The organism is Rhizobium sp. BK376 (assembly GCF_004341625.1).
In the GTDB taxonomy this organism is placed as follows: Bacteria; Pseudomonadota; Alphaproteobacteria; order Rhizobiales; family Rhizobiaceae; genus Rhizobium.
In genome coordinates this window covers 185,045-204,125 of the sequence record NZ_SLZG01000003.1, presented here as the reverse complement: position 1 = coordinate 204,125, position 19,081 = coordinate 185,045, and the positions used below count along the sequence as shown (strand labels likewise).

At 62.6% G+C, this 19,081-nt stretch carries 19 protein-coding genes; 13 read left to right on the top strand and 6 right to left on the bottom strand.

What is annotated here, in order from left to right; translation table 11 throughout:
• From EV561_RS09400 to EV561_RS09370, 7 genes are all read left to right on the top strand, one after another.
• A complete protein-coding gene (locus EV561_RS09400) occupies positions 1-1,386 on the top strand; it encodes an amidohydrolase family protein (RefSeq protein WP_132520533.1) in 1,386 nt (461 codons plus the stop codon).
• Positions 1,383-2,633, top strand: coding sequence for a Zn-dependent hydrolase (locus EV561_RS09395; RefSeq protein WP_132520530.1), 1,251 nt, complete (start codon positions 1,383-1,385; stop codon positions 2,631-2,633). Before EV561_RS09400 ends, EV561_RS09395 begins: the two co-directional genes overlap by 4 nt.
• Positions 2,634-2,695: 62 nt before the next feature.
• Positions 2,696-3,793, top strand: a complete 1,098-nt coding sequence (locus EV561_RS09390) for a DUF917 domain-containing protein (RefSeq protein WP_132520527.1) — start codon at positions 2,696-2,698, stop codon at positions 3,791-3,793.
• 13 nt (positions 3,794-3,806) lie between these two features.
• Positions 3,807-4,136 carry a TfoX/Sxy family protein gene (locus tag EV561_RS09385; RefSeq protein ID WP_132520524.1) on the top strand — a complete coding sequence of 110 codons (330 nt, stop codon included), beginning with the start codon at positions 3,807-3,809 and terminating at the stop codon, positions 4,134-4,136.
• A 93-nt stretch (positions 4,137-4,229) separates the two neighbouring features.
• Positions 4,230-5,891 carry a urocanate hydratase gene (locus EV561_RS09380; protein WP_132520521.1) on the top strand — a complete coding sequence of 554 codons (1,662 nt, stop codon included), beginning with the start codon at positions 4,230-4,232 and terminating at the stop codon, positions 5,889-5,891.
• Between the two features lie 224 nt (positions 5,892-6,115).
• Positions 6,116-6,793 carry a hypothetical protein gene (locus tag EV561_RS09375; RefSeq protein ID WP_132520518.1) on the top strand — a complete coding sequence of 226 codons (678 nt, stop codon included), beginning with the start codon at positions 6,116-6,118 and terminating at the stop codon, positions 6,791-6,793.
• Between the two features lie 136 nt (positions 6,794-6,929).
• On the top strand, positions 6,930-7,817 hold the full coding sequence (locus tag EV561_RS09370; protein WP_132520515.1) for a DMT family transporter: 888 nt from the start codon (positions 6,930-6,932) through the stop codon (positions 7,815-7,817).
• Positions 7,818-7,913: 96 nt separating this feature from the next.
• Here the strand turns inward: EV561_RS09370 and EV561_RS09365 are convergent, their stop codons facing one another.
• Positions 7,914-8,297: a VOC family protein gene (locus EV561_RS09365; RefSeq protein WP_132520512.1), complete on the bottom strand. Its 384-nt coding sequence runs from the start codon at positions 8,295-8,297 to the stop codon at positions 7,914-7,916.
• 11 nt (positions 8,298-8,308) lie between these two features.
• Entirely contained in the window at positions 8,309-9,589 is a 1,281-nt protein-coding gene (locus EV561_RS09360; RefSeq protein ID WP_132520509.1) for an MFS transporter, read from the bottom strand.
• Positions 9,590-9,683: 94 nt separating this feature from the next.
• Between EV561_RS09360 and EV561_RS09355 the strand changes: the two genes are divergently transcribed.
• The gene (locus EV561_RS09355) at positions 9,684-10,559 is read left to right on the top strand and encodes a LysR family transcriptional regulator (RefSeq protein ID WP_132520506.1); all 876 of its coding nucleotides are present in this window, start codon (positions 9,684-9,686) and stop codon (positions 10,557-10,559) included.
• Here EV561_RS09355 and EV561_RS09350 read toward each other — a convergent pair.
• Positions 10,556-11,485: a LysR family transcriptional regulator gene (locus EV561_RS09350; protein WP_132520503.1), complete on the bottom strand. Its 930-nt coding sequence runs from the start codon at positions 11,483-11,485 to the stop codon at positions 10,556-10,558. The genes EV561_RS09355 and EV561_RS09350 overlap by 4 nt on opposite strands.
• Before the next feature lie 124 nt (positions 11,486-11,609).
• On the opposite strand from EV561_RS09350, the gene EV561_RS09345 reads away from it, so the two are divergent.
• Together EV561_RS09345 and EV561_RS09340 are read left to right on the top strand one after the other, a co-directional pair.
• The gene (locus EV561_RS09345; RefSeq protein WP_132520500.1) at positions 11,610-12,374 is read left to right on the top strand and encodes an SDR family oxidoreductase; all 765 of its coding nucleotides are present in this window, start codon (positions 11,610-11,612) and stop codon (positions 12,372-12,374) included.
• Between the two features lie 135 nt (positions 12,375-12,509).
• Complete coding sequence (locus tag EV561_RS09340) at positions 12,510-13,259, top strand: SDR family oxidoreductase (protein WP_132520497.1); 750 nt, start codon at positions 12,510-12,512, stop codon at positions 13,257-13,259.
• Positions 13,260-13,356: 97 nt separating this feature from the next.
• On the opposite strand, the gene EV561_RS09335 is transcribed toward EV561_RS09340, so the two are convergent.
• Positions 13,357-14,220 (bottom strand): NmrA family NAD(P)-binding protein, encoded by an 864-nt coding sequence (locus EV561_RS09335; RefSeq protein ID WP_132520494.1) that lies wholly within the window; start codon positions 14,218-14,220, stop codon positions 13,357-13,359.
• 129 nt (positions 14,221-14,349) lie between these two features.
• On the opposite strand from EV561_RS09335, the gene EV561_RS09330 reads away from it, so the two are divergent.
• On the top strand, positions 14,350-15,246 hold the full coding sequence (locus EV561_RS09330) for a LysR family transcriptional regulator (RefSeq protein ID WP_132520491.1): 897 nt from the start codon (positions 14,350-14,352) through the stop codon (positions 15,244-15,246).
• 63 nt (positions 15,247-15,309) lie between these two features.
• Positions 15,310-16,524 carry a bifunctional phosphopantothenoylcysteine decarboxylase/phosphopantothenate--cysteine ligase CoaBC gene (gene coaBC / locus EV561_RS09325; RefSeq protein WP_132520488.1) on the top strand — a complete coding sequence of 405 codons (1,215 nt, stop codon included), beginning with the start codon at positions 15,310-15,312 and terminating at the stop codon, positions 16,522-16,524.
• Here the strand turns inward: coaBC and EV561_RS09320 are convergent.
• The gene (locus EV561_RS09320; RefSeq protein ID WP_132520485.1) at positions 16,511-17,332 is read right to left on the bottom strand and encodes a class II glutamine amidotransferase; all 822 of its coding nucleotides are present in this window, start codon (positions 17,330-17,332) and stop codon (positions 16,511-16,513) included. The two genes, coaBC and EV561_RS09320, sit on opposite strands and share 14 nt — an antisense overlap.
• A 268-nt stretch (positions 17,333-17,600) precedes the next feature.
• On the opposite strand from EV561_RS09320, the gene EV561_RS09315 reads away from it, so the two are divergent.
• Positions 17,601-18,512: a pirin family protein gene (locus tag EV561_RS09315; protein WP_132520482.1), complete on the top strand. Its 912-nt coding sequence runs from the start codon at positions 17,601-17,603 to the stop codon at positions 18,510-18,512.
• Between the two features lie 80 nt (positions 18,513-18,592).
• Here the strand turns inward: EV561_RS09315 and EV561_RS37840 are convergent.
• On the bottom strand, positions 18,593-19,081 hold a 489-nt coding region (locus EV561_RS37840; protein WP_245512636.1), incomplete at its 5' end, for a hypothetical protein.

The following is a 19,081-nucleotide window of genomic DNA, read 5'->3' as shown; positions in this document are numbered from 1 at the left end:
ATGGCCGATTTCGATCTCGTGCTCCAGGGAACCGTGGTTCTGCCTGATCGCATTGTCGAGCAAGGCTATGTCGCGGTGCGATCGGGCAAGATCGCAGAGGTCGGCATCGGCGTTGCGCCGGCGGCGCGCGAGCGGCATCTGCTCGGCAAGGCTCTGATCCTGCCAGGCGCGATCGATGCGCAGACGCATTCGCTAAGCCAGAAGGACCAAGAGGATTTCATCTGGTCGACCCGATCGGCAGCGGCCGGCGGCGTGACCACCATCGTCGACATGCCCTATGACGAAGGCAATCTCGTCTGCTCGGCGGAAGCGGTGAAGAAGAAGATCGACCATGCGAGCCCGCAGGCCCGTGTCGATTTCGCGCTCTACGGAACGGTCGATCCCGAGGAAGGCCCGAAGCGCATCCGCGAGATGGTGGATGCCGGCGTCGCGGCCTTCAAGTTCTCCACCTTCGGCACCGATCCGAAGCGCTTTCCGCGCATTCCCCCTGCCCTGCTCGACGCCTGCTTTGCGGCGATCGCGCCGACGGGGCTGACCGCCGGCGTCCACAACGAGGACGACGAGGCGGTTCGCACCTACATGGAGCAGGTGAAGGCAAGCGGCATTTCCGACTATCGGGCTCACGGCCTGTCGCGCCCGCCGATCACCGAGCTGCTTGCCATGCACACGATCTTCGAGACGGGCGCCAATACCGGCTGCCCGGCGCATGTGGTGCACTGCTCGCTCGGCCGGGGCTATGACATTGCCCGCGCCTATCGCCGTGACGGTTTCGAAGCCACTGTCGAATGCTGCATCCACTATCTCGTGCTCGACGAGGAAAACGACGTGAAGCGGCTTGGAGGCAAGGCGAAGATCAATCCGCCGATCCGCCCCCGCGCCGAGGTCGAAACGCTGTGGCGCAAGATCGCCGATGGCAATGTCTGGCTTGTTTCGACGGACCATGTCAGCTGGTCGGAGAACCGCAAGACCAACCCGGATATGCTTGCCAATGCATCCGGCGTGCCTGGGCTCGAAGCCATGGTGCCGCTCTTCGTCAAGGGCGCCCTGGAGCGCGGCATTCCGCTGACCTGGGCGGCAAAGCTGATGGCCGAAAACCCGGCAAAACATTTCCGTCTCGATCATGTCAAAGGCGCGCTGACACCGGGCAAGGATGCCGATATCGTGGTTCTCGAACCGCGGGAAACAGTCTATGACGCTGCTGCCAGCGGCAACAACGTCGTCGGCTGGAGCCCCTATAACGGCATCCGTCTGCCCTGGACGGTGTCGGCCACCTATCTGCGCGGCATCAAGATCGCCGACGGCGCCAAAGTGCTGGCCGAACCCGGCAGCGGCGCCTTCGTCCGGCCTCTGCCGCGGCAGGTCATTGCCGGAGAGACCGCATCATGAACCGCAACCTGCCCGTCAACGCCGATCGCATTGCCGAGGATATCGACGCGCTCGCCAGGATCACCGAGCCCGATCATCCCTGGACGCGGCGCGCCTTTTCGCCGCTGTTTCTGGACGGCCGCGCCTACATTGAAGCGCGCATGAAGGCTGCGGGCCTCGAAACACGGATCGATGCCGGCGGCAACCTGATCGGCCGTCGCGCCGGCAAGAAGCCCGGCCTCGGCACACTCATGGTCGGCTCGCATTCCGACACGGTCCCCGACGGCGGCCGTTTCGACGGTATTGCCGGGACCATCTCGGCGCTGGAAGTCGCTCGCGCGCTCAAGGACAAGGGCATCGAGCTCGACCACGATCTCGAAATCGTCGATCTGCTGGCCGAAGAAGTCAGCATCTTCGGCGTTTCCTGCATCGGCAGCCGCGGCATGACCGGGCAGCTGCCCGAGGCATGGCTTTCGCGCACCAGCGGCGACCGCACGCTGGCCGACGGCATCCGCGAAGTGGGCGGTGATCCCGCAACCTTGCTTGAGCAGAAGCGCCCCGATCTCAAGGGCTTCCTCGAACTCCATATCGAACAGGGACCGATTCTCGAGGCTGAACACAAGGATGTCGGCATCGTGACCGCCATTGCCGGCATTACCCGCGTCGAGATAACGGTCGAAGGCCGGGCTGATCATGCCGGCACGACGCCGATGGATCGCCGCGCCGATGCGCTTGTTGCCGCCTCGCAGCTCGTTCTCGATATCCGTGAGGCGGCAATCGGCCTGACCAAGACGCCTGGCCATTTCGCGGCGACGGTCGGGGAATTCCGCATCGAGCCGAACGCGGCCAATGTGGTTCCCTCGAAGGTGGTGATGCTGATCGACGGACGCGCTGAAATCCGCTCCGACATGGAAACCTTCTGCGTCTGGCTCGACGAGCACGTCGCCAAGATCGCCGCCACGCATGGGGTTGTGATTGCAACACCGAAGCGCGTCTCCGACAATTTCCCGACGCCCGGCAATCCCGGCATCATCGAAACGCTGGAGCGCGCCTGCGACACGGTCGGCGCCCTGCATCGCCGCATGGCGTCAGGCGCCGGACACGACACGGCCTGGATGGCCAAGGTCGCTCCTGCGGCGATGATCTTCGTGCCCTGCAAGGACGGTCGCAGCCATTGCGCCGACGAATGGGCGGAGAACGACGATATCGCGCTTGGCGCAGCCGTCCTCTTCGAGGCCGTGCGTGAGATGGACAAGGCCCTGGCTTAATTATTTTTTTGTAATTTCGGTGAGGCGGCAGCGCCTTGCCGGAATGATTTGAGGAGAGATCGATGGGACGCATACTGGTCGAGAAGGATGTCGAGGCGGCGGTCAGAGGCGGGTCTGTCTATGCCGCCGGTGGTGGCGGCTGGGCGGATCATGGCCGGATGCTCGGCTATGCCGCCGTCAATGTCGGCAAGCCGGAACTCGTCTCCATCGAAGAACTCAATGACAATGACTGGATCGCGACGGCAGCCGCGATCGGCGCACCGGCCTCGACCACGCCCTGGGAGATGCAGGGCATCGACTATGTGAAGGCCGCCCAGATGCTCGAAAAGGAGCTCGGCGAAAAGCTGTCCGGGCTCATCATCGGCCAGAACGGCCGCTCCTCGACGCTGAACGCGTGGCTGCCCTCGGCGATCATGGGCACCAAGGTTGTGGATGCCGTGGGCGATATCCGGGCGCATCCGACCGGCGATATGGGCTCGATCGGCATGGCCGGTTCGCCCGAGCAGATGATCCAGACCGCGGTCGGCGGCAACAGGGCCGAGAACCGCTATATCGAACTGGTGGTCAGGGGCGCGACCGCGAAGATCTCGCCGATCCTGCGGGCCGCATCCGACCAGTCGGGCGGGTTCATCGCCAGCTGCCGCAATCCGCTGCGCGCCCATTACGTCCGCACCCATGCCGCTCTTGGCGGCATCTCCATGGCGCTTTCGCTCGGCGAAGCGATCATCGAGGCGGAAAAGAAGGGCGGCTCCGCCGTCATCGATGCGATCTGCAAGACAACAGGCGGGCATATTCTGGCCGAAGGCACGATCTCGAAGAAGAGCGTGGTCTATACCAACGAGGCCTTCGACATCGGCACCATCGTCGTTGGCAGCGGCGACAAGGCGGCCACCATGCACGTCATGAACGAATACATGGCCGTGGAAGTCGATGGTAAGCGCCTGGCGACATTCCCATCCGTCATCACCACGCTGTCGCCGGAGGGCGAACCGCTCTCAGTCGGCCAGCTGCACGAGGGCATGCAGGTCTTCATCCTGCATGTGCCGATGGACATCATTCCGCTGTCGGCCAGCGTGCTCGATCCGACGGTCTATCCCTTCGTCGAAAAGGCGATGGGGATCGAGATCGCCAAATACGCACTCGCCGGGCAGCCGGGCTGAGAGGTAGGCGGCTATGGCGCGCGATGCCGGGCTGGAAGAATTGCTGAAGGAACAGCTGGGCAACCGGCCGGGCCTTAGCGAGAAGGCCATGTTCGGCGGCTGGGGGTTTCTGCTCAACGGCAATCTGCTCTGCGCCGCCCGCGAAGACGGCATGCTGGCGCGGCTCGGCAAGGGCAATGACGACTGGGCGCTGAAGCTGCCCGGTATCATTCCGATGATCTCGCGCGGCCGGCACATGCAGGGCTGGGTGCGCGCCGGGGCCGAAGCCTATGGCGACGATGCGTTGCGCGGACGATTGCTGGATGCGGCGCTTGCCTATGTGGATACGCTGCCGACGAAGTGAATGTTGGGGCACGCTCCCATCTCCCCGAGGGGAGAAGGGAGAAATCGCGGGCCTCCGTGCTCACCGAAAAACTTAGACAGAGGACCAAGGACGATGCCCAAAGCCAATCCCCGTCATCCGAAATTTCCCATTCCGGGCGGTCCGGAGCTGCGCGCCAAGGGATGGCGGCAGGAGGCATTGCTCAGGCTTCTCGAAAACGTGCTGTCCGTCGGCGAGGATCCCGACAATCTGGTGGTCTATGCCGCACTCGGCAAGGCGGCGCGCAACTGGGCGGCGCACAGGGGCATCGTCAAGGCGCTGACCGAGATGGAAGAGGACCAGACGCTGCTGATCCAGTCGGGCAAGCCGATCGGCCTGATCCGCACGCATGCCAAGGCGCCGCTGGTCATCATGGCGAATTGCAACATCGTCGGCCAATGGGCGAAGGCTGAGGTGTTTTACGAACTGCAGCGCAAGGGCCTGATCTGCTGGGGCGGACTGACAGCCGGCGCCTGGCAATATATCGGCAGCCAGGGCGTCATCCAGGGCACCTACGAAATCTTCATGCGGATCGCCGAGCGCCGCTTCGGCGGCGATCTCGCCGGCCGCTTTATTCTAACGGCGGGTCTTGGCGGCATGGGCGGCTCGCAGCCACTCGCCGGCCGCATGGCGGGTGCGGCCATCCTCTGCGTCGACATCGATCCGGAGCGCGCGCGCAAACGCAAGGAGATTGGCTATCTGCAGGAGATCGCGCCCGATCTCGACACCGCGCTTGCGATGATCGACGCCGCCGTGAAGGAGAAGCGGGCGCTCTCCGTCGGCCTCGTCGGCAATGCGGCGGAAGTCTATCCCGAAATCGCGCGGCGCGGCATCGTGCCTGATATCGTCACTGACCAGACCTCGGCGCATGACCTCGTCTATGGCTACGTGCCGAAGGGCATGAGTCTTTCCCAGGTCAAGGAGTTGCGCGACGACGGCCAGGGACAGCTGATGGCGGCGGGCCGCGCCTCGATCGTTCAGCATGTGACCGCCATGCTGGACTTCCAGAAAAAGGGTTCCGAAGTCTTCGACAACGGCAACCTGATCCGCACACAGGCGAAAGAAGGCGGCGTCACGAACGCCTTCGACATTCCGATCTTCACCGAGGCCTATCTGCGCCCGCTCTTCTGCCGCGCTATCGGGCCCTTCCGCTGGATGGCCCTGTCGGGTGAGGAGAGCGACATCGCCCGCATCGACGACCTCTTGCTCGAAATGTTCCCAAACAACAAGATCATCACCAACTGGGTGCGGCTGGCGCGCGAGCATGTGCCCTTCGAAGGCTTGCCGGCGCGCATCGCTTGGCTCGGGCATGGCGAGCGCACCGCGCTCGCCCGCCGCGTCAACGAGCTGGTCGCGAGCGGCGAGCTCAAGGGCCCGATCGCCTTTTCGCGCGACCATCTCGACGCAGGCGCCATGGCGCATCCCAACATCATGACGGAGCGGATGAAGGACGGATCGGACGCCATCGCCGACTGGCCGCTGATCGACGCCATGATGCTCTGCTCCTCCATGGCCGATCTCGTCGTCGTCCATTCCGGCGGCGGTGGCTATGCGGGCTATATGACGAGCTGCGGCGTGACCGTGGTCGCCGATGGCACAGGGGAGGCCGATGAGCGGCTCGATCATGCGCTCACCAACGACACGGCGCTCGGCGTCATGCGCTATGCGGATGCTGGCTACGAAGATGCGCTGGATGAGGTGGCAAAGAAGGATGTGCCGTATATTCGGCTGGGGTGACGGCTTCTTCTTGCCACGCCAGCATGGATAGGTCAGAGACAGCCGCAATGAAGACCCTCTCTGGCCTGCCGGCCATCTCCGCCACAAGGGGAGAGAAGACTCGTGGCAACCGCTCGCCCCAACCGGGTACAAGCAACGCGGCAGGTTAGTCCCTCCCCTTGTGGGGAGGGGTTGGGGAGGGGTCTTGCCACAGGCGATGCCACACGACTTGGAGTACTGACCCAATGATCCCCTGGACCCTGCTCGATACCGCAAGGATCCCGAATGGCGGCGGAGAGCTGCGCCTGAAGCAGCGCGGCCAGGAATTCTCGATCATGCTCGGCACCAACGAGCTGATGAACAGCCGCCTCAGCGGTTCGGAACGGGCGCTGGCAACTCTGTCCTGCGAGAAGATCCGTGGTCGCAAGCATCCGCATCTGCTGATCGGCGGGCTCGGCATGGGCTTCACCTTGCGCGCAGCGTTGGCCGAACTCGGCGAAGATGCCAAGGTGACCGTCGCCGAACTGGTTCCCGCGGTCATATCCTGGGCTCGCGGACCGATGGCATCGGTCTTTGACGGTTGCCTCGACGATCCGCGTGTTGCGCTCCACCAAGGCGATATCCGCCCCCTTATCCGCTCCACCAAATCGACCTATGACGCCATCCTGCTCGATGTCGACAACGGGCCGGATGGCATCACCCATGAAGCCAATGACGGTCTCTACGACTTCAAGGGCCTGCGCGCCGCTCGCGATGCCCTGCGGCCCGGCGGCGTGCTGGCAGTCTGGTCCGCCCATCCCGACCGCGACTTCACCCGACGCCTCAGGGAAATCGGCTTTGCGGCCGATGAGGTGAATGTGCGCGCCAACGGGAAAACCGGTGCGCGGCATGTCATCTGGATTGCGGTCAATCCATCGCGATAATGGGCTGGGTGATTGTCGGATTGAGATAGCGGATGGCGCAGTCCAGGCTGCCGGGCTTGAACAATCTTCAGTAGAACTGATCTTCCTCTATGGGCCGACGCCTTCCAAGGCGTGGCATGCCCTTCCCGGAGCACCAATGAACGGCCGCACTTACGGAATCCTTCTCGTCAGCATCGCGACCGTGATGTGGAGCAGTGCCGGGCTTTTCGTACGGCTGCTCGGCCTTGATACATGGACGACGCTCGGCTGGCGGTCGCTGTTCGGCGGCCTCACGCTTCTCGTCATATCGCTTTACCAAAACCGACGCCCGACGCCCGCGGGCACAAAGCATGCGATCGGCCTCTATCTCTTCGCCGGGTTCATCGCCGGCCTGTCGATGTTCGGCTATATCGGCGCACTGAAATTCACCTCGGTTGCCAATGTGCTGGCGATCTACGCAACGACGCCCTTCATCTGCGCCGGCATCGCCTTTCTCTGGATGCGAGAGCGGGCGGAGCGACGCGTGCTGATCGCAAGCGGCATCGCCCTCATCGGCGTACTTGTTGTGGTGGGGTTTGCGGCACGGTTCGACGATCTCGCCGGCAATGGGCTCGCCCTGTTGATGACCGTCAGCTTCGCTTATCTGCTGATCTTCGCGCGGCGCCATCCGGCCCTGAAGCTCGCTCCGGTCAACGCCGTTGGCTCCGGGCTTTGCCTGCTGTTGTCGCTGCCGTTGATGTCGCATCAGATCCCGCCGCCTTCAGAACTGGCGATCCTTGCCGTCTTTGGCTCCACAACCTCAGGCCTTGCCTATCTGCTTTTCATGACCGGCAGCCGCCACATCCAAGCTGCGGAAGCGGGATTGATCGGGCTCACCGACATCGTTCTCGGGCCGCTCTGGGTCTATCTCGCATTCGGCGAGAATCCCGGTATGCCAACGACCATCGGCGGCGCGCTGATCCTGTTTTCAGTGGTCTGGTACATGTGGGGCCGGCTGAGGGCTGCCCGGGCTTTGTCGCGACAGAGACTGAAGAGCGCCGCCTAGAGCGTTCGCTTTTCTTCGAATCGCAAAGCCGCTCTATCTCCTTGATTTCACGCAATCCCGGACGCAAAACCACTCCGCACTTTTGCTGGGATTGCTTTAGAGATAGTTCGAGACTTCGATCAGGTTGGCATCGGGATCACGGAAATAGACCGAGCGGATCGGGCCGGTGGCACCGGTGCGATCGACCGGGCCTTGCTCGATCGCCGCTCCGATTTCGCCGAGATGGGCGATGACGGCATCAAGCGGTGTCTCGGTGATGAAGCAGAGGTCGGCGGAACCGGGCGTCGGTCGCTTGGCTTTCGGCTCGAACTCGCGGCCTGCCTGATGCAGGTTGATCTTTTGGTTGCCGAAAGTCAGCGCCTTTCGACCCTGCCCAAATGTTTCCACGCCCATGCCGAGCACGCGGGCATAGAAATCGCAGGTCGCCTCGATGCTGGCGACCGTCAGCACCAGATGATCGAGACGGTCGATGCGGATCATCGGCAAATCCTTCAGCGTGCACCAAGCTTTGCTGCGCCGAGCGCTGCGACAAGGCAGGCGGCGAGCATGGCGAGAATGAAGGAAACCACGGCCGACCAACCGTCGACAAGCCAGAAATATCCGCCGATCGAACCGGCAATGCTGGAGCCGAGATAATAGGCCAGCAGATAGAGCGACGAAGCATGGCCCTTCGTATCGCGCGCCAGACGACCAACCAGGGCGCTTGCTACCGAGTGGGTCACGAAGAAGCCGATCGTCAGAAGCACGATGCCTGTTATGATCAGGAACAATGAAGAGGCGAGCGTGATGGCCGTGCCGGCGGCTGCGATCAGCACCCCGATCGGCATGACGACGAAATGACCAAGCCGGTCTCCAAGCCGACCCGCTGCCCAGGAGGCCACGATACCGAAGAGGTAGGCGGTGAAGATCAGGCCGAGTTCGGTCTGGCTGAGATTATAGGGCGCGGCCACCAGCCGAAATCCGGCATAATTATAGACCGTAACGAAGGAACCCATGGCGAGGAAGCCGATCGCAAAGAGTAGCGGCAGCGCCGGATTTCTGACGTGACCAAGCCACGCCTTCACATGGAAGCTCGCCTGGAAGCCCTTGCGCGGCACGAAATTGCGCGACGGTGGCAGGAGGAAGAGGAAGCCGATGGCGGTTGCCAATCCGAGCAGGCCGATCGCTGCCAGCGCCGGGCGCCAGCTGAAAAATTCCGCCAGTGTGCCCGTCACCACTCGGCCGGCCATACCACCGAATGCGTTGCCGGCAATGTAAAGCCCCATCGAGGCGCCGAGGCCGCGCGGATCTATCTCTTCTGCAAGGTAGGCCATGGCAACGGCGGGAACACCGCCAAGCAGGAATCCTTCAAGAGCACGGAAGACCAGGAGAACCTGCCAGTTGGGCGCGACCGAACAGGCCAGCGTGCAGACGGCGGCGCCGAGCAGCGAGGCGAACATCAGGCTTTTGCGGCCCATGCCTTCGGAGACCGCGGCGGCGCAGAAAATCGCAAAGGCAAGAAATCCCGTCGAAAGCGACAGGGAGAGCGAGCTTTCAGCCGGCGTGACGCCGAAATCCTGCGAGAAAACAGGCATCAACGGCTGGACGCAATAAAGCAGCGAGAACGTGGCAAAACCGGAGAGAAAGAGCGCGAAGCTGGCGCGCTTATAGGCCGGCGTGCCGCGCGTCAGGAACTGCCGGGCTTCGGCTTTCGGCTCGCTTGTGATGACGCGCAGTTCGGGGCGGGAGGGGGTTTCAAGCGTTGAGGCTTGCTGCTCTGCGGGGCGGGACATGGTGCACAACCTTTCTTGCATCCAGATCTAGCCACGGCATCATCATTTGTCCAATATATGGAACAGTCGATCTCAATATGTTTTGGAGATAGCGATGGAGCTGCGTCATATCCGTTATTTTCTGGCTCTCGCCGAGGCCGGAAATTTTACCCGTGCGGCGGCCAAGCTCGGCATCGGCCAGCCGCCACTCAGCCAGCAGATCCGCGATCTGGAGGATGAGGTCGGTGCCCAGCTTTTCCATCGCGTGCCACATGGCGCCGAACTGACGGCGGCCGGGGAAGCCTTCCTGTCGGAGGCGAAGGCGGCCGTCGATGCCGCTGACAAGGCAAAGCTTGCCGCACAACGCGCCAATCGCGGCGAGATCGGCCGGCTGTCGCTTGGCTTTACCGCCTCTTCCGCCTTCAACACCGTCGTCAGCGCGACGATCCGTCAGTTCCGCAGCCGTTTTTCGGATGTGCGCCTGTCGCTGACGGAGATGAATACCAATGCACTGATGGAAAGATTGATGCGTGGGGAGATCGATGCTGCCTTCATCCGCCCCGGTCTGGAGGACCCCGGGGATGTTCGGCTGAAGCGGCTTCCCGATGAGCCGATGTTGATCGCGATGCCTGCGAGCCACCCGCTGGCCGGAGAGGCCGAGGTGCCGCTTTCCGGCCTTGCCAATGACCCTTTCATCCTTTTCCCACGCGTTGTCGGCCTCAGTCTCTACGACGATATTTTCGCTGCCTGTCGCGACGCCGGCTTTGAACTGGTCGTATCCCAGGAAGCGCCACAGATTCCGTCGGTGGTCAATCTGGTTGCCGCCAATCTCGGCGTATCCATCGTTCCGGCCTCGATTGCGCAGATCAGGCTACCCGGCGTTGCCTATCGGCCGATCAAGGGGCCGCCGCTGGTGGCGCGGCTGGCGCTGACGATCCTGAAATCGCAGCGCGGGCCGGTGACGGAAAATCTGATGCGGCTGGTGGATTAGACATCTTCATCGACATCAACCTGAGCGGCGGCATCCCAATAGGGAGGGTTGCCGAAAGCGCGCTTCAGGTGCTGGGCCATGGCCTTCAGCTTGACCGAGGGGTGACGGCCCTCCGAATGGGCCATGTAGATGAATTCCGGCTGCGCACGATAGCCGACATCGATCTCAACGAGCTTGCCTGCCTTGACCGGCGGGCCGGCGATGAAGGCAGGCAGGAGAGCAATGCCAAGACCGGCAATGGCGGCATCGGCGATCATGTCGCCATTGTTCATACGCAGGGCAGAGCGGGCACGGACGATGACAGGGCCTTCAGGCCGTTCGAAACGCCAGTCAAAATTGCCCCGGTTGGTATAGAGGATGCCGCGATGGCTATCGAGTTCGGCAAGTGAAGCAGGCGTGCCGTTGCGCAGCAGATAATCCGGCGAAGCCACCAGCAGGCGGCGGCTGGGGGCGAGCTTCCAGGCGATTAGGCGCGTATCCTGGATGGTTCCGTGCCGGATCACCGCATCGTAACCATCGGCAGCGGCATCGACCCGCCGGTCGTCGAGATCCATGATCAGTTCGATATCAGGGTGTTCGCCGAGAAACGCATAGAGCGCCGGGCCGAGATGCAGGCGGCCGAAAGTGACGGGGGCTGCTATACGCACAGGCCCGGCCAACGTCCCGCGCCGCTCAGCAATATCGGACGCTGCCTCCTGTACCTCATGCACGATACGCGTAGCACGCTCCAGGAAGGCGACGCCATCTTCCGTTAGTGTCAACTTACGGGTTGTGCGATGCAACAACTTGGCGCCGAGTGTCTTTTCCAGTTCCGCCAGTCTTTCGCTGACGACGGATTTCGACAGGCGCAGGCGGCGGGCGGCCTCGCTGACCGAGCCGGCCTCGGCGACGGCGACAAAGGCGGTGATCCCCTCGATCTTGATCATCGTTCGGTAATTCCGAATTCGAGTTCCATTATACGGAGACTAATCCGAACGATCGAAAAACGCCATTATCCATTGCATCGGACAGGCCAACGAAATGGCCGCCCTCAACAAAGGAGATGGATCAATGAATCGCTTGAATGGAAAAGTCGCAATCGTAACCGGCGCAAGCTCTGGCATCGGCCGCGCAACGGCAAAGCTCTTTGCTGCCGAAGGTGCAAAAGTCATCGTCGGCGCACGCCGCCAGGCAGAACTGGAAAGCCTTGTTGCCGAAATCAAGGCTGAAGGCGGCGATGCCGCAGCGCTTGCCGGCGACGTACGCTCGGAAGAGTATCACAAGGGGCTGGTCGCTTTGGCCGTCGAACGCTTCGGCAGGCTTGACATCGCCTTCAACAATGCCGGCATTCTTGGCGAGGCTGGCCCGAGCACCGGCGTTTCGGAAGCCGGTTTTGCCGAGGCGCTGACGGTCAACCTCACCGCGTCCTTCCTCGCCGCAAAGCATCAGATCGCCGAGATGGTAAAGCATGGCGGCGGCTCGGTCATCTTTACCTCAACCTTCGTCGGCTACAGCTTCGCCTTCCCGGGCGTTGCAGCCTATGCCGCCAGCAAGTCGGGCCTGATCGGCCTCACCCAGGCGCTGGCTGCCGAATTCGGCCCGCAGCATGTCCGCGTCAACGCGGTTCTGCCGGGCGCGGTTGACACCGACATGTATCGCGAGATGAACGATACGCCGGACAAGCAGGACTTCATCACCAACCTGCATGCGCTGAAGCGTGTTGCAGCCCCGGATGAACTTGCCCGCTCGGTTCTCTATTTCGCCTCGGATGATTCAAGCTTCGTGACCGGCACGGCTTCGCTGGTCGACGGTGGCGCCTCGATCACCCGGACCTAACGCCAATATGGCGCGATTATCCGCCTGGGCTGGAAAGTCCTTTCCTGAACGAGCGGATTATCGCGTCGGCAAATCCATAGCATTGTCATTCTCAACAAACGGGCCGCCAGGCGGCTCAGAGCAAGGAATACAACCATGTCACGCCTGCAGAACAAGACTGCCCTGATTACCGGCGGCACCAGTGGCATCGGGCTTGAAACCGCCCGCCAGTTCATCGCCGAAGGCGCTCGCGTCGCTATCACCGGCAGCAGCGCCAAGAGTGTCGAGACGGCTCGCGCCGAGCTTGGCGACAAGGCCCTCGTCATCCAGGCCGATGCCGGACATGTCGAAGGGCAGAAAGCCGTCGCCGAAGCGGTGAAGACCGCATTCGGCCATCTCGACATCCTCTTCGTCAATGCCGGCGTGGCGGAATTCGGTCCGCTTGAGCAATGGAGCGAGGCGGCCTTCGACAAATCGATCGCCATCAACGTCAAAGGTCCGTTCTTCCTCGTGCAGGCCCTGCTGCCGATCTTCTCCAACCCGGCCTCGATCGTGCTCAACACCTCGATCAACGCGCATATCGGCATGCCGAATTCCAGCGTCTATTCGCTGACCAAGGGCGCACTGCTGACTTTTGCAAAAACGCTGTCAGGCGAACTCATCGGCCGTGGCATCCGCGTCAACGCCGTCAGCCCCGGTCCGATCGCAACGCCGCTTTATGACAAGCTCGGCGCTACGGCAGCGGACTCCAAGGCAATGACCGACCATATCAAGTCGCAAATCCCCGTCGGACGTTTCGGCGACCCTGCCGAAGTTGCCAAGACCATCGTCTTCCTCGCTTCTGACGAGGCGGCCTACATCGTCGGCAGCGAACTCGTCATCGATGGCGGCATGAGCAACCTCTGAGAAGTCGAGCACTCGGAGGCATTAGAAAGGCCGCGGCACCCCTCTCCTGCCGCGGCCTTTCGAATTCAAAGGATAAACATCGCTGCGCAAGCCGGCATCAGCCGCGCTTGATGAGCTCGCGGGCAACCGCCTCGATCGTCGTCGCTCCCTTCAGCGAAGCACTCTCACCACCCTCGAACTCGATCCAGCCCTCGTTGAAGCCATCGAGCATTCGTATGCGCGGCTCGGGGTTCTTCATGCCCTGCGAGCGGAAGAGCTCTTCCCAGGTTTCGCGGGCGACGACTTCGGTCCTGACCGGCTTTCCAAGAGCGGATGCGAAGGCAGCGGCGATGTCCAGGGGCGTGATGCGGGCCGGGCCTTCGAGCTGGACGATGCGCTTGCCGGTCCAATCTTCCTGCAGCATCTCAGCGCCGAGGGCACCGATATCATCGACGGCGACCATCGGCACCGGCTTGTCGAGCGGGTAAAGAAAGCTTGGGATGATGCCGCTTTCCTTTGCGGGGCCGACATCCCAGGCGGAATTCTCCATGAACCAGCCGGCGCGCAGGAAGGCGATCGGCATGGGGAGATCGGACAATTCCTGTTCGACGAGACCGAGCTGGTTCAGAAGATTGAACTCCGTCGCCTGGGCACCGATCGTCGAGAGGCAGACGACTTTCTTCGGCCTGGCCGCAACAAGCGCAGCCTTCAGCGCCGTGATGACCGAGCGCACTTCCGGAAAGCCCAGTGTCGGATCGAAGGTCGGCGGGATCAGCAGAAAGGCGGCATCGACGCCGGAAAACGCTTTCGTCAGCGCCTCTGCATCGGCCATATCGGCGAGGACGATTTCGGCGCCCTGATCCTTCCAGACCGCACCCTTATCCGCATTGCGGACCACGGCGCGGACCGGCAGACCCTTTTCCAGCAGTCGCGTGGCGACAACGCCACCGACCTGACCCGTAATTCCTGTGACAGCAAACATGATTGGCTCCTTCATCGCCCGCCATCGCTTATCGACGGCCTGTTTGCGCGCATATTCCTCCAACATAACCTTTGACTGAAGTGCGCTTCTGTCACATGATTGGTGACATGAGTTCACGGATTGGATGAGATGTTCGACGGTCGATTGCTGAACGGCGTCAGTGTGCTTGCGGCTGTTGTCGAGGGCGGCAGCTTCGTCAGGGCAGCCGAGGCGCTTGGCCTGTCGCCTTCAGGGGTCAGCCGCGCGATTGCCCGGCTGGAAGCGCGGATCAATGTCCGGCTGCTGGAACGCACCACGCGGTCCGTGCGGCTGACGGACGAAGGCGCGCGTTTCTACGCCCAAGTCGTGCCATTGCTTGGTGGCATCGAGGAGGCAGCGACCAATGCCGCAGGCGCCATGCAGTCCGTGCGTGGACGGCTGCGGATCAATGTCGATCCCTATTTCTCCCGGCTGGTGCTCGGCCCGCGGCTCGGCACGTTCATGGACCGCTATCCTGAGCTGCAGATCGAGATCTTCACCCGCAACGAGATCGGCGATCTCATCGCCGACGGCATGGACGTGGCCGTGCGTTTCGGCGAGCCGCCGCAGACCTCATTGATCGCCCGGCAGCTGATGCAGACGCGGGTGATAACCGTCGCCGCGCCGGCCTATATCGAGCGGCATGGCCGGCCGAAGACGCCGGCCGACGTGGCAAGGCACTCCTGCATCTTCTATCAGGACCCGCGAACCGGCCGGGCTTTCGAATGGGAGCTTCGGCGCGGGAAGAAGGTGGTCGAGCTCGAAACGCACAGCCGCATCCTCGTCAACGATGCCGGGACGACGCTTGCAACCTGCCTTGCCGGGCTCGGCATCGCGCAGGTCTTTCTGATCGGGCTCAGGGAATATCTCGACAGCGGCCAACTCGTCGACCTCTTCCCCGACTGGCCGGACGAGCTGTTTCCGCTTTATGCCTTCTATCCCTCGCGCCAACATGTGCCGGCAAAGGTGCGCGCCTTCATCGACTTCTGTGTCGAGATCACCGGCTGATTGCATGTTGCAAGCCAAAGGCTTAGGCTCAAATCAAGGTCAAAAAGGCGACGGGAAAAAGCCATGGCTCTCAGCGGCAAACGCATCCTTCTCATCATATCCGGCGGCATTGCCGCCTATAAGAGCCTTGACCTGATCCGACGCTTACGCGAGCGTGGCGCTTCGGTGCGCCCTGTTATGACCGAGGGCGCGCAGCAGTTCATCACGCCCCTCGCCGTCGGGGCGCTTAGCGCCGACCATGTCTTTACCGATCTCTTTTCTCGACAGGACGAGCAGGATGTCGGCCATATCAGGCTGGCGCGGGATTGCGATCTCGTGCTCGTCGCACCCGCCACCGCCGATCTCATGGCGAAGATGGCAAACGGGCTTGCCGACGATCTGGCCTCGACGGTCCTGCTTGCGACCGACAGGCCGGTTCTCGTCGCGCCCGCGATGAACCCGAAAATGTGGGCGCATGCCGCAACGCGCCGGAATGTCGAAACGCTTGGAGGCGACGGCATCCGCTTCGTCGGCCCTATGGCCGGCGAGATGGCTGAGAGCAAGGAGGCCGGCGTCGGCCGCATGGCCGAGCCGCCGGAGATCGTCGCTGCCACGGAGGAGATGTTCGGCACCACGGCCCCCGGGCCGCTTTCCGGCCGCAAGGCGATCGTGACCTCCGGCCCGACGCATGAGCCGATCGACCCGGTGCGCTATATCGCCAATCGCTCCTCCGGCCGCCAGGGCCATGCGATAGCGGCAGCACTTGCAAAACTCGGCGCGGAGGTGACGCTGGTCTCGGGTCCAGTCAACATCCCCGATCCGTCGGGCATGACGGTCATTCATGTGGAGCGGGCGGAAGAGATGCGTGATGCCGTGCTCGGCGCGTTGCCGGCGGATATCGCCGTCATGGTGGCTGCCGTCGCCGACTGGCGCGTGGCATCAGCGGCCGATCAGAAGATCAAGAAGCATCCCGGCGAATCGATCCCAACGCTAGCGCTCACGGAAAATCCGGACATCCTGCGGACCGTCGGTCACCACACGATGCGGCCGAAGCTGGTAATTGGATTTGCCGCCGAAACCCAGGATGTCGAAAGCAATGCCCGCTCGAAGCTGGAACGCAAGGGCGCCGACATGATCGTCGCCAATGATGTTTCGCCCTCGACCGGCATCATGGGCGGCACGCACAACAGCGTGAAAATCATCCGCCATGACGACATCGAGCAATGGCCCGACCTCTCCAAGGACGAGGTCGCCAGCCGGCTCGCGGCGCTTATCGCGGATCGTTTCAGGCAGGGATGACGATGGCGCCCTTATGGGTACCCTTCGACCGCTCTTCCGGCAGGAAGGGAGTGACCTCGACGCCATCCTGATGGACGACGACGGCACTGCCATCGGGAACCTCCGTCCAGGCATCGACATCGTCGTTCAACGGCTCGGAGACGATGCAATAGCCGCTGCCCTTGCCGAGCGGTGCGGCATAGAGTGTCGGCGCCTTTCGATCGGTGGCGTAACGGATCGCATAGAGCGACTTGCCGTCGGAAAAGGCGGCCGTGAAGCGCACCAGCGCCTTGCCGGTCAGATGCTCGGCGAGACCCTCGACGAAGCCGATCGTCTCCTTGATCGCACGGACGGGGTTCTCGGCGAGGCCAAACTGCAGCGCGAGCAGGAACAGCAGCTCCGAATCCGTCGTGCCAGATCGGGCGTGAAAGAGTTCGTCGTCCAGCATCGCCTCCATCGGGCGGCGAAGACGGTCGAAATCGGAAATCTGGCCATTGTGCATGAAGGACCAGTCGCCATGGACAAAGGGATGGCAATTATCGCGCCGCGTGCCGCCGCCGGTCGAGGCGCGGACATGGGCAAGGAAAAGCGGCGAGCGGATCTGGCGGGCCAGGCTCTTCAGATTGCAGTCGGACCAGGCGGGCAGGATATCGCGATAGCGGCCAGGCTCGGAACGGTCCCCATACCAGGCGATGCCGAAGCCGTCGCCGTTCGTCGCCGTCTTGGCACGCGTTGCGCAATGGGATTGCTCGATCAGGGAATGGGCGGGCGACGACACCAGCTCCTCCAGATAGAGGGGGTCTCCGCGATAGGCTGCCCAGCGACACATGCTTGTCTTTACTCCGATTCCCGCATCTATCCTGTCCTGCGGGAGAATGGCGAAATCAAGGAACGATTGTTCAGCGGAATAGGTAACAAAGTCTTAATGCGATCCGCTACTTGACGCTAAGAATGACAGATTTCTGACACATGGTCCGATCACATTTTTGCAACGCAACATTTTTCTTTTGTGAACAGTCCGTCTCGGTCTGTCGCCCTTCGCCTCAACAAGTGTCGTCGATATATTCACCGTCAAGTTGACACTCCAGGAGGCAAATATGTCCTTTCGCCCTGTAAAACATCAAAGCATCGCGCAACCGACCATGGAAGGCGCTGGCGTCAAGCTGCATCGCGTCTTCGGTTTCGGTGACCCGTCCCTCACCGACCCGTTCCTGATGATGGATGATTTCCGCAATGACAATCCGTCGGATTATATCCGCGGCTTTCCCTGGCACCCGCATCGCGGCATCGAGACGATCACCTATGTGCTGGCCGGAACGGTCGACCATGGCGACAGCCTAGGCAATCAGGGCCAGCTTGGCGCCGGCGACATCCAGTGGATGACAGCCGGCAGCGGCATCATGCATGAGGAAATGCCGAAAGGTGATTTCGCCGGGCGCATGCATGGCTTCCAGCTCTGGGCGAACCTGCCCTCGTCGCTGAAAATGACGGCGCCGCGCTATCAGGATGTCAAATCAGCCGACATTCCCGTTGTCGTCGACGATGACGGAACGGCGGTGCGCGTCCTCTGTGGCAACTTCTGGGGCAAGGCGGGTCCGGTCGACGGCATCGCCGCCGAGCCGATCTATCTCGACGTTTCGGTGCCGCCAGGCAAGAAGAAGCGCCTGCCGGTCGACACTTATCGGACCGCGTTCGCCTATATCTTTGCCGGCTCGGGCACCTTCCGCGACGCTTCGAAGCCTTTCGGCGTCCGCGTCGAGAAAGAAGTCAACGGTGAAGAAGTCAATATTCGGGATATGTCCGGCAACCGGACGCTCGTCGTCTTCGACACCGGCGACGAAGTGACCGTGCAGGCTGGCGAACAGGGCATCCGCTTCCTCCTGATCTCGGGCAAGCCGATCGAGGAGCCGGTCGCCTGGCATGGACCGATCGTCATGAATTCACGCGAAGAGATCATGCAGGCCATGCGCGAGCTTCAGAACGGCACCTTCATCAAGGCCCCGCACTAGGCCTCGTTGACCGAAGCCCAAAAGAAAACAGCCCGGGTAAAACCGGGCTGTCGATTGATCTGGGATAGCTTGGCGAGCGTCTAGCGATTTCCGCCGCTGCCGCGGCCACTTCCGCCGCCGTTGCCGTTGCCACCACCATTGCCCTGGCCGCCGTTACCGCCGCCATTGCCCTGGCCACCGTTGCCGCCGCCATTACCACCGCCGTTATGCGGATCGCTGCCGTTACCGCCGCCATTACCCTGGCCGCCGTTACCGCCGCCATTGCCCTGGCCGCCGTTACCGCCGCCATTGCCCTGGCCACCGTTGCCGCCGCCATTGCCCTGGCCGCCGTTTCCGCCACCGTTGCCCTGGCCGCCGTTGCCGCCGTTACCCTGGCCGCCGTTATCGCCGCCATTGCCCTGGCCACCGTTGCCGCCGCCATTACCCTGGCCGCCGTTACCGCCACCATTGCCCTGACCGCCGTTATCGCCACCGTTACCCTGGCCGCCGTTATCGCCGCCATTGCCCTGGCCACCGTTGCCGCCGCCATTACCCTGGCCGCCGTTACCGCCACCATTGCCCTGACCGCC

Bases quoted from the DNA above. Each gene is read 5' to 3' on its own strand.
- EV561_RS09400 (WP_132520533.1), top strand. From the start codon at position 1: ATGGCCGATTTCGATCTCGTGCTCCAGGGAACCGTGGTTCTGCCTGAT.
- EV561_RS09395 (WP_132520530.1), top strand. From the start codon at position 1,383: ATGAACCGCAACCTGCCCGTCAACGCCGATCGCATTGCCGAGGATATC.
- EV561_RS09390 (WP_132520527.1), top strand. From the start codon at position 2,696: ATGGGACGCATACTGGTCGAGAAGGATGTCGAGGCGGCGGTCAGAGGC.
- EV561_RS09385 (WP_132520524.1), top strand. From the start codon at position 3,807: ATGGCGCGCGATGCCGGGCTGGAAGAATTGCTGAAGGAACAGCTGGGC.
- EV561_RS09380 (WP_132520521.1), top strand. From the start codon at position 4,230: ATGCCCAAAGCCAATCCCCGTCATCCGAAATTTCCCATTCCGGGCGGT.
- EV561_RS09375 (WP_132520518.1), top strand. From the start codon at position 6,116: ATGATCCCCTGGACCCTGCTCGATACCGCAAGGATCCCGAATGGCGGC.
- EV561_RS09370 (WP_132520515.1), top strand. From the start codon at position 6,930: ATGAACGGCCGCACTTACGGAATCCTTCTCGTCAGCATCGCGACCGTG.
- EV561_RS09365 (WP_132520512.1), bottom strand. From the start codon at position 8,297: ATGATCCGCATCGACCGTCTCGATCATCTGGTGCTGACGGTCGCCAGC.
- EV561_RS09360 (WP_132520509.1), bottom strand. From the start codon at position 9,589: ATGTCCCGCCCCGCAGAGCAGCAAGCCTCAACGCTTGAAACCCCCTCC.
- EV561_RS09355 (WP_132520506.1), top strand. From the start codon at position 9,684: ATGGAGCTGCGTCATATCCGTTATTTTCTGGCTCTCGCCGAGGCCGGA.
- EV561_RS09350 (WP_132520503.1), bottom strand. From the start codon at position 11,485: ATGATCAAGATCGAGGGGATCACCGCCTTTGTCGCCGTCGCCGAGGCC.
- EV561_RS09345 (WP_132520500.1), top strand. From the start codon at position 11,610: ATGAATCGCTTGAATGGAAAAGTCGCAATCGTAACCGGCGCAAGCTCT.
- EV561_RS09340 (WP_132520497.1), top strand. From the start codon at position 12,510: ATGTCACGCCTGCAGAACAAGACTGCCCTGATTACCGGCGGCACCAGT.
- EV561_RS09335 (WP_132520494.1), bottom strand. From the start codon at position 14,220: ATGTTTGCTGTCACAGGAATTACGGGTCAGGTCGGTGGCGTTGTCGCC.
- EV561_RS09330 (WP_132520491.1), top strand. From the start codon at position 14,350: ATGTTCGACGGTCGATTGCTGAACGGCGTCAGTGTGCTTGCGGCTGTT.
- coaBC (WP_132520488.1), top strand. From the start codon at position 15,310: ATGGCTCTCAGCGGCAAACGCATCCTTCTCATCATATCCGGCGGCATT.
- EV561_RS09320 (WP_132520485.1), bottom strand. From the start codon at position 17,332: ATGTGTCGCTGGGCAGCCTATCGCGGAGACCCCCTCTATCTGGAGGAG.
- EV561_RS09315 (WP_132520482.1), top strand. From the start codon at position 17,601: ATGTCCTTTCGCCCTGTAAAACATCAAAGCATCGCGCAACCGACCATG.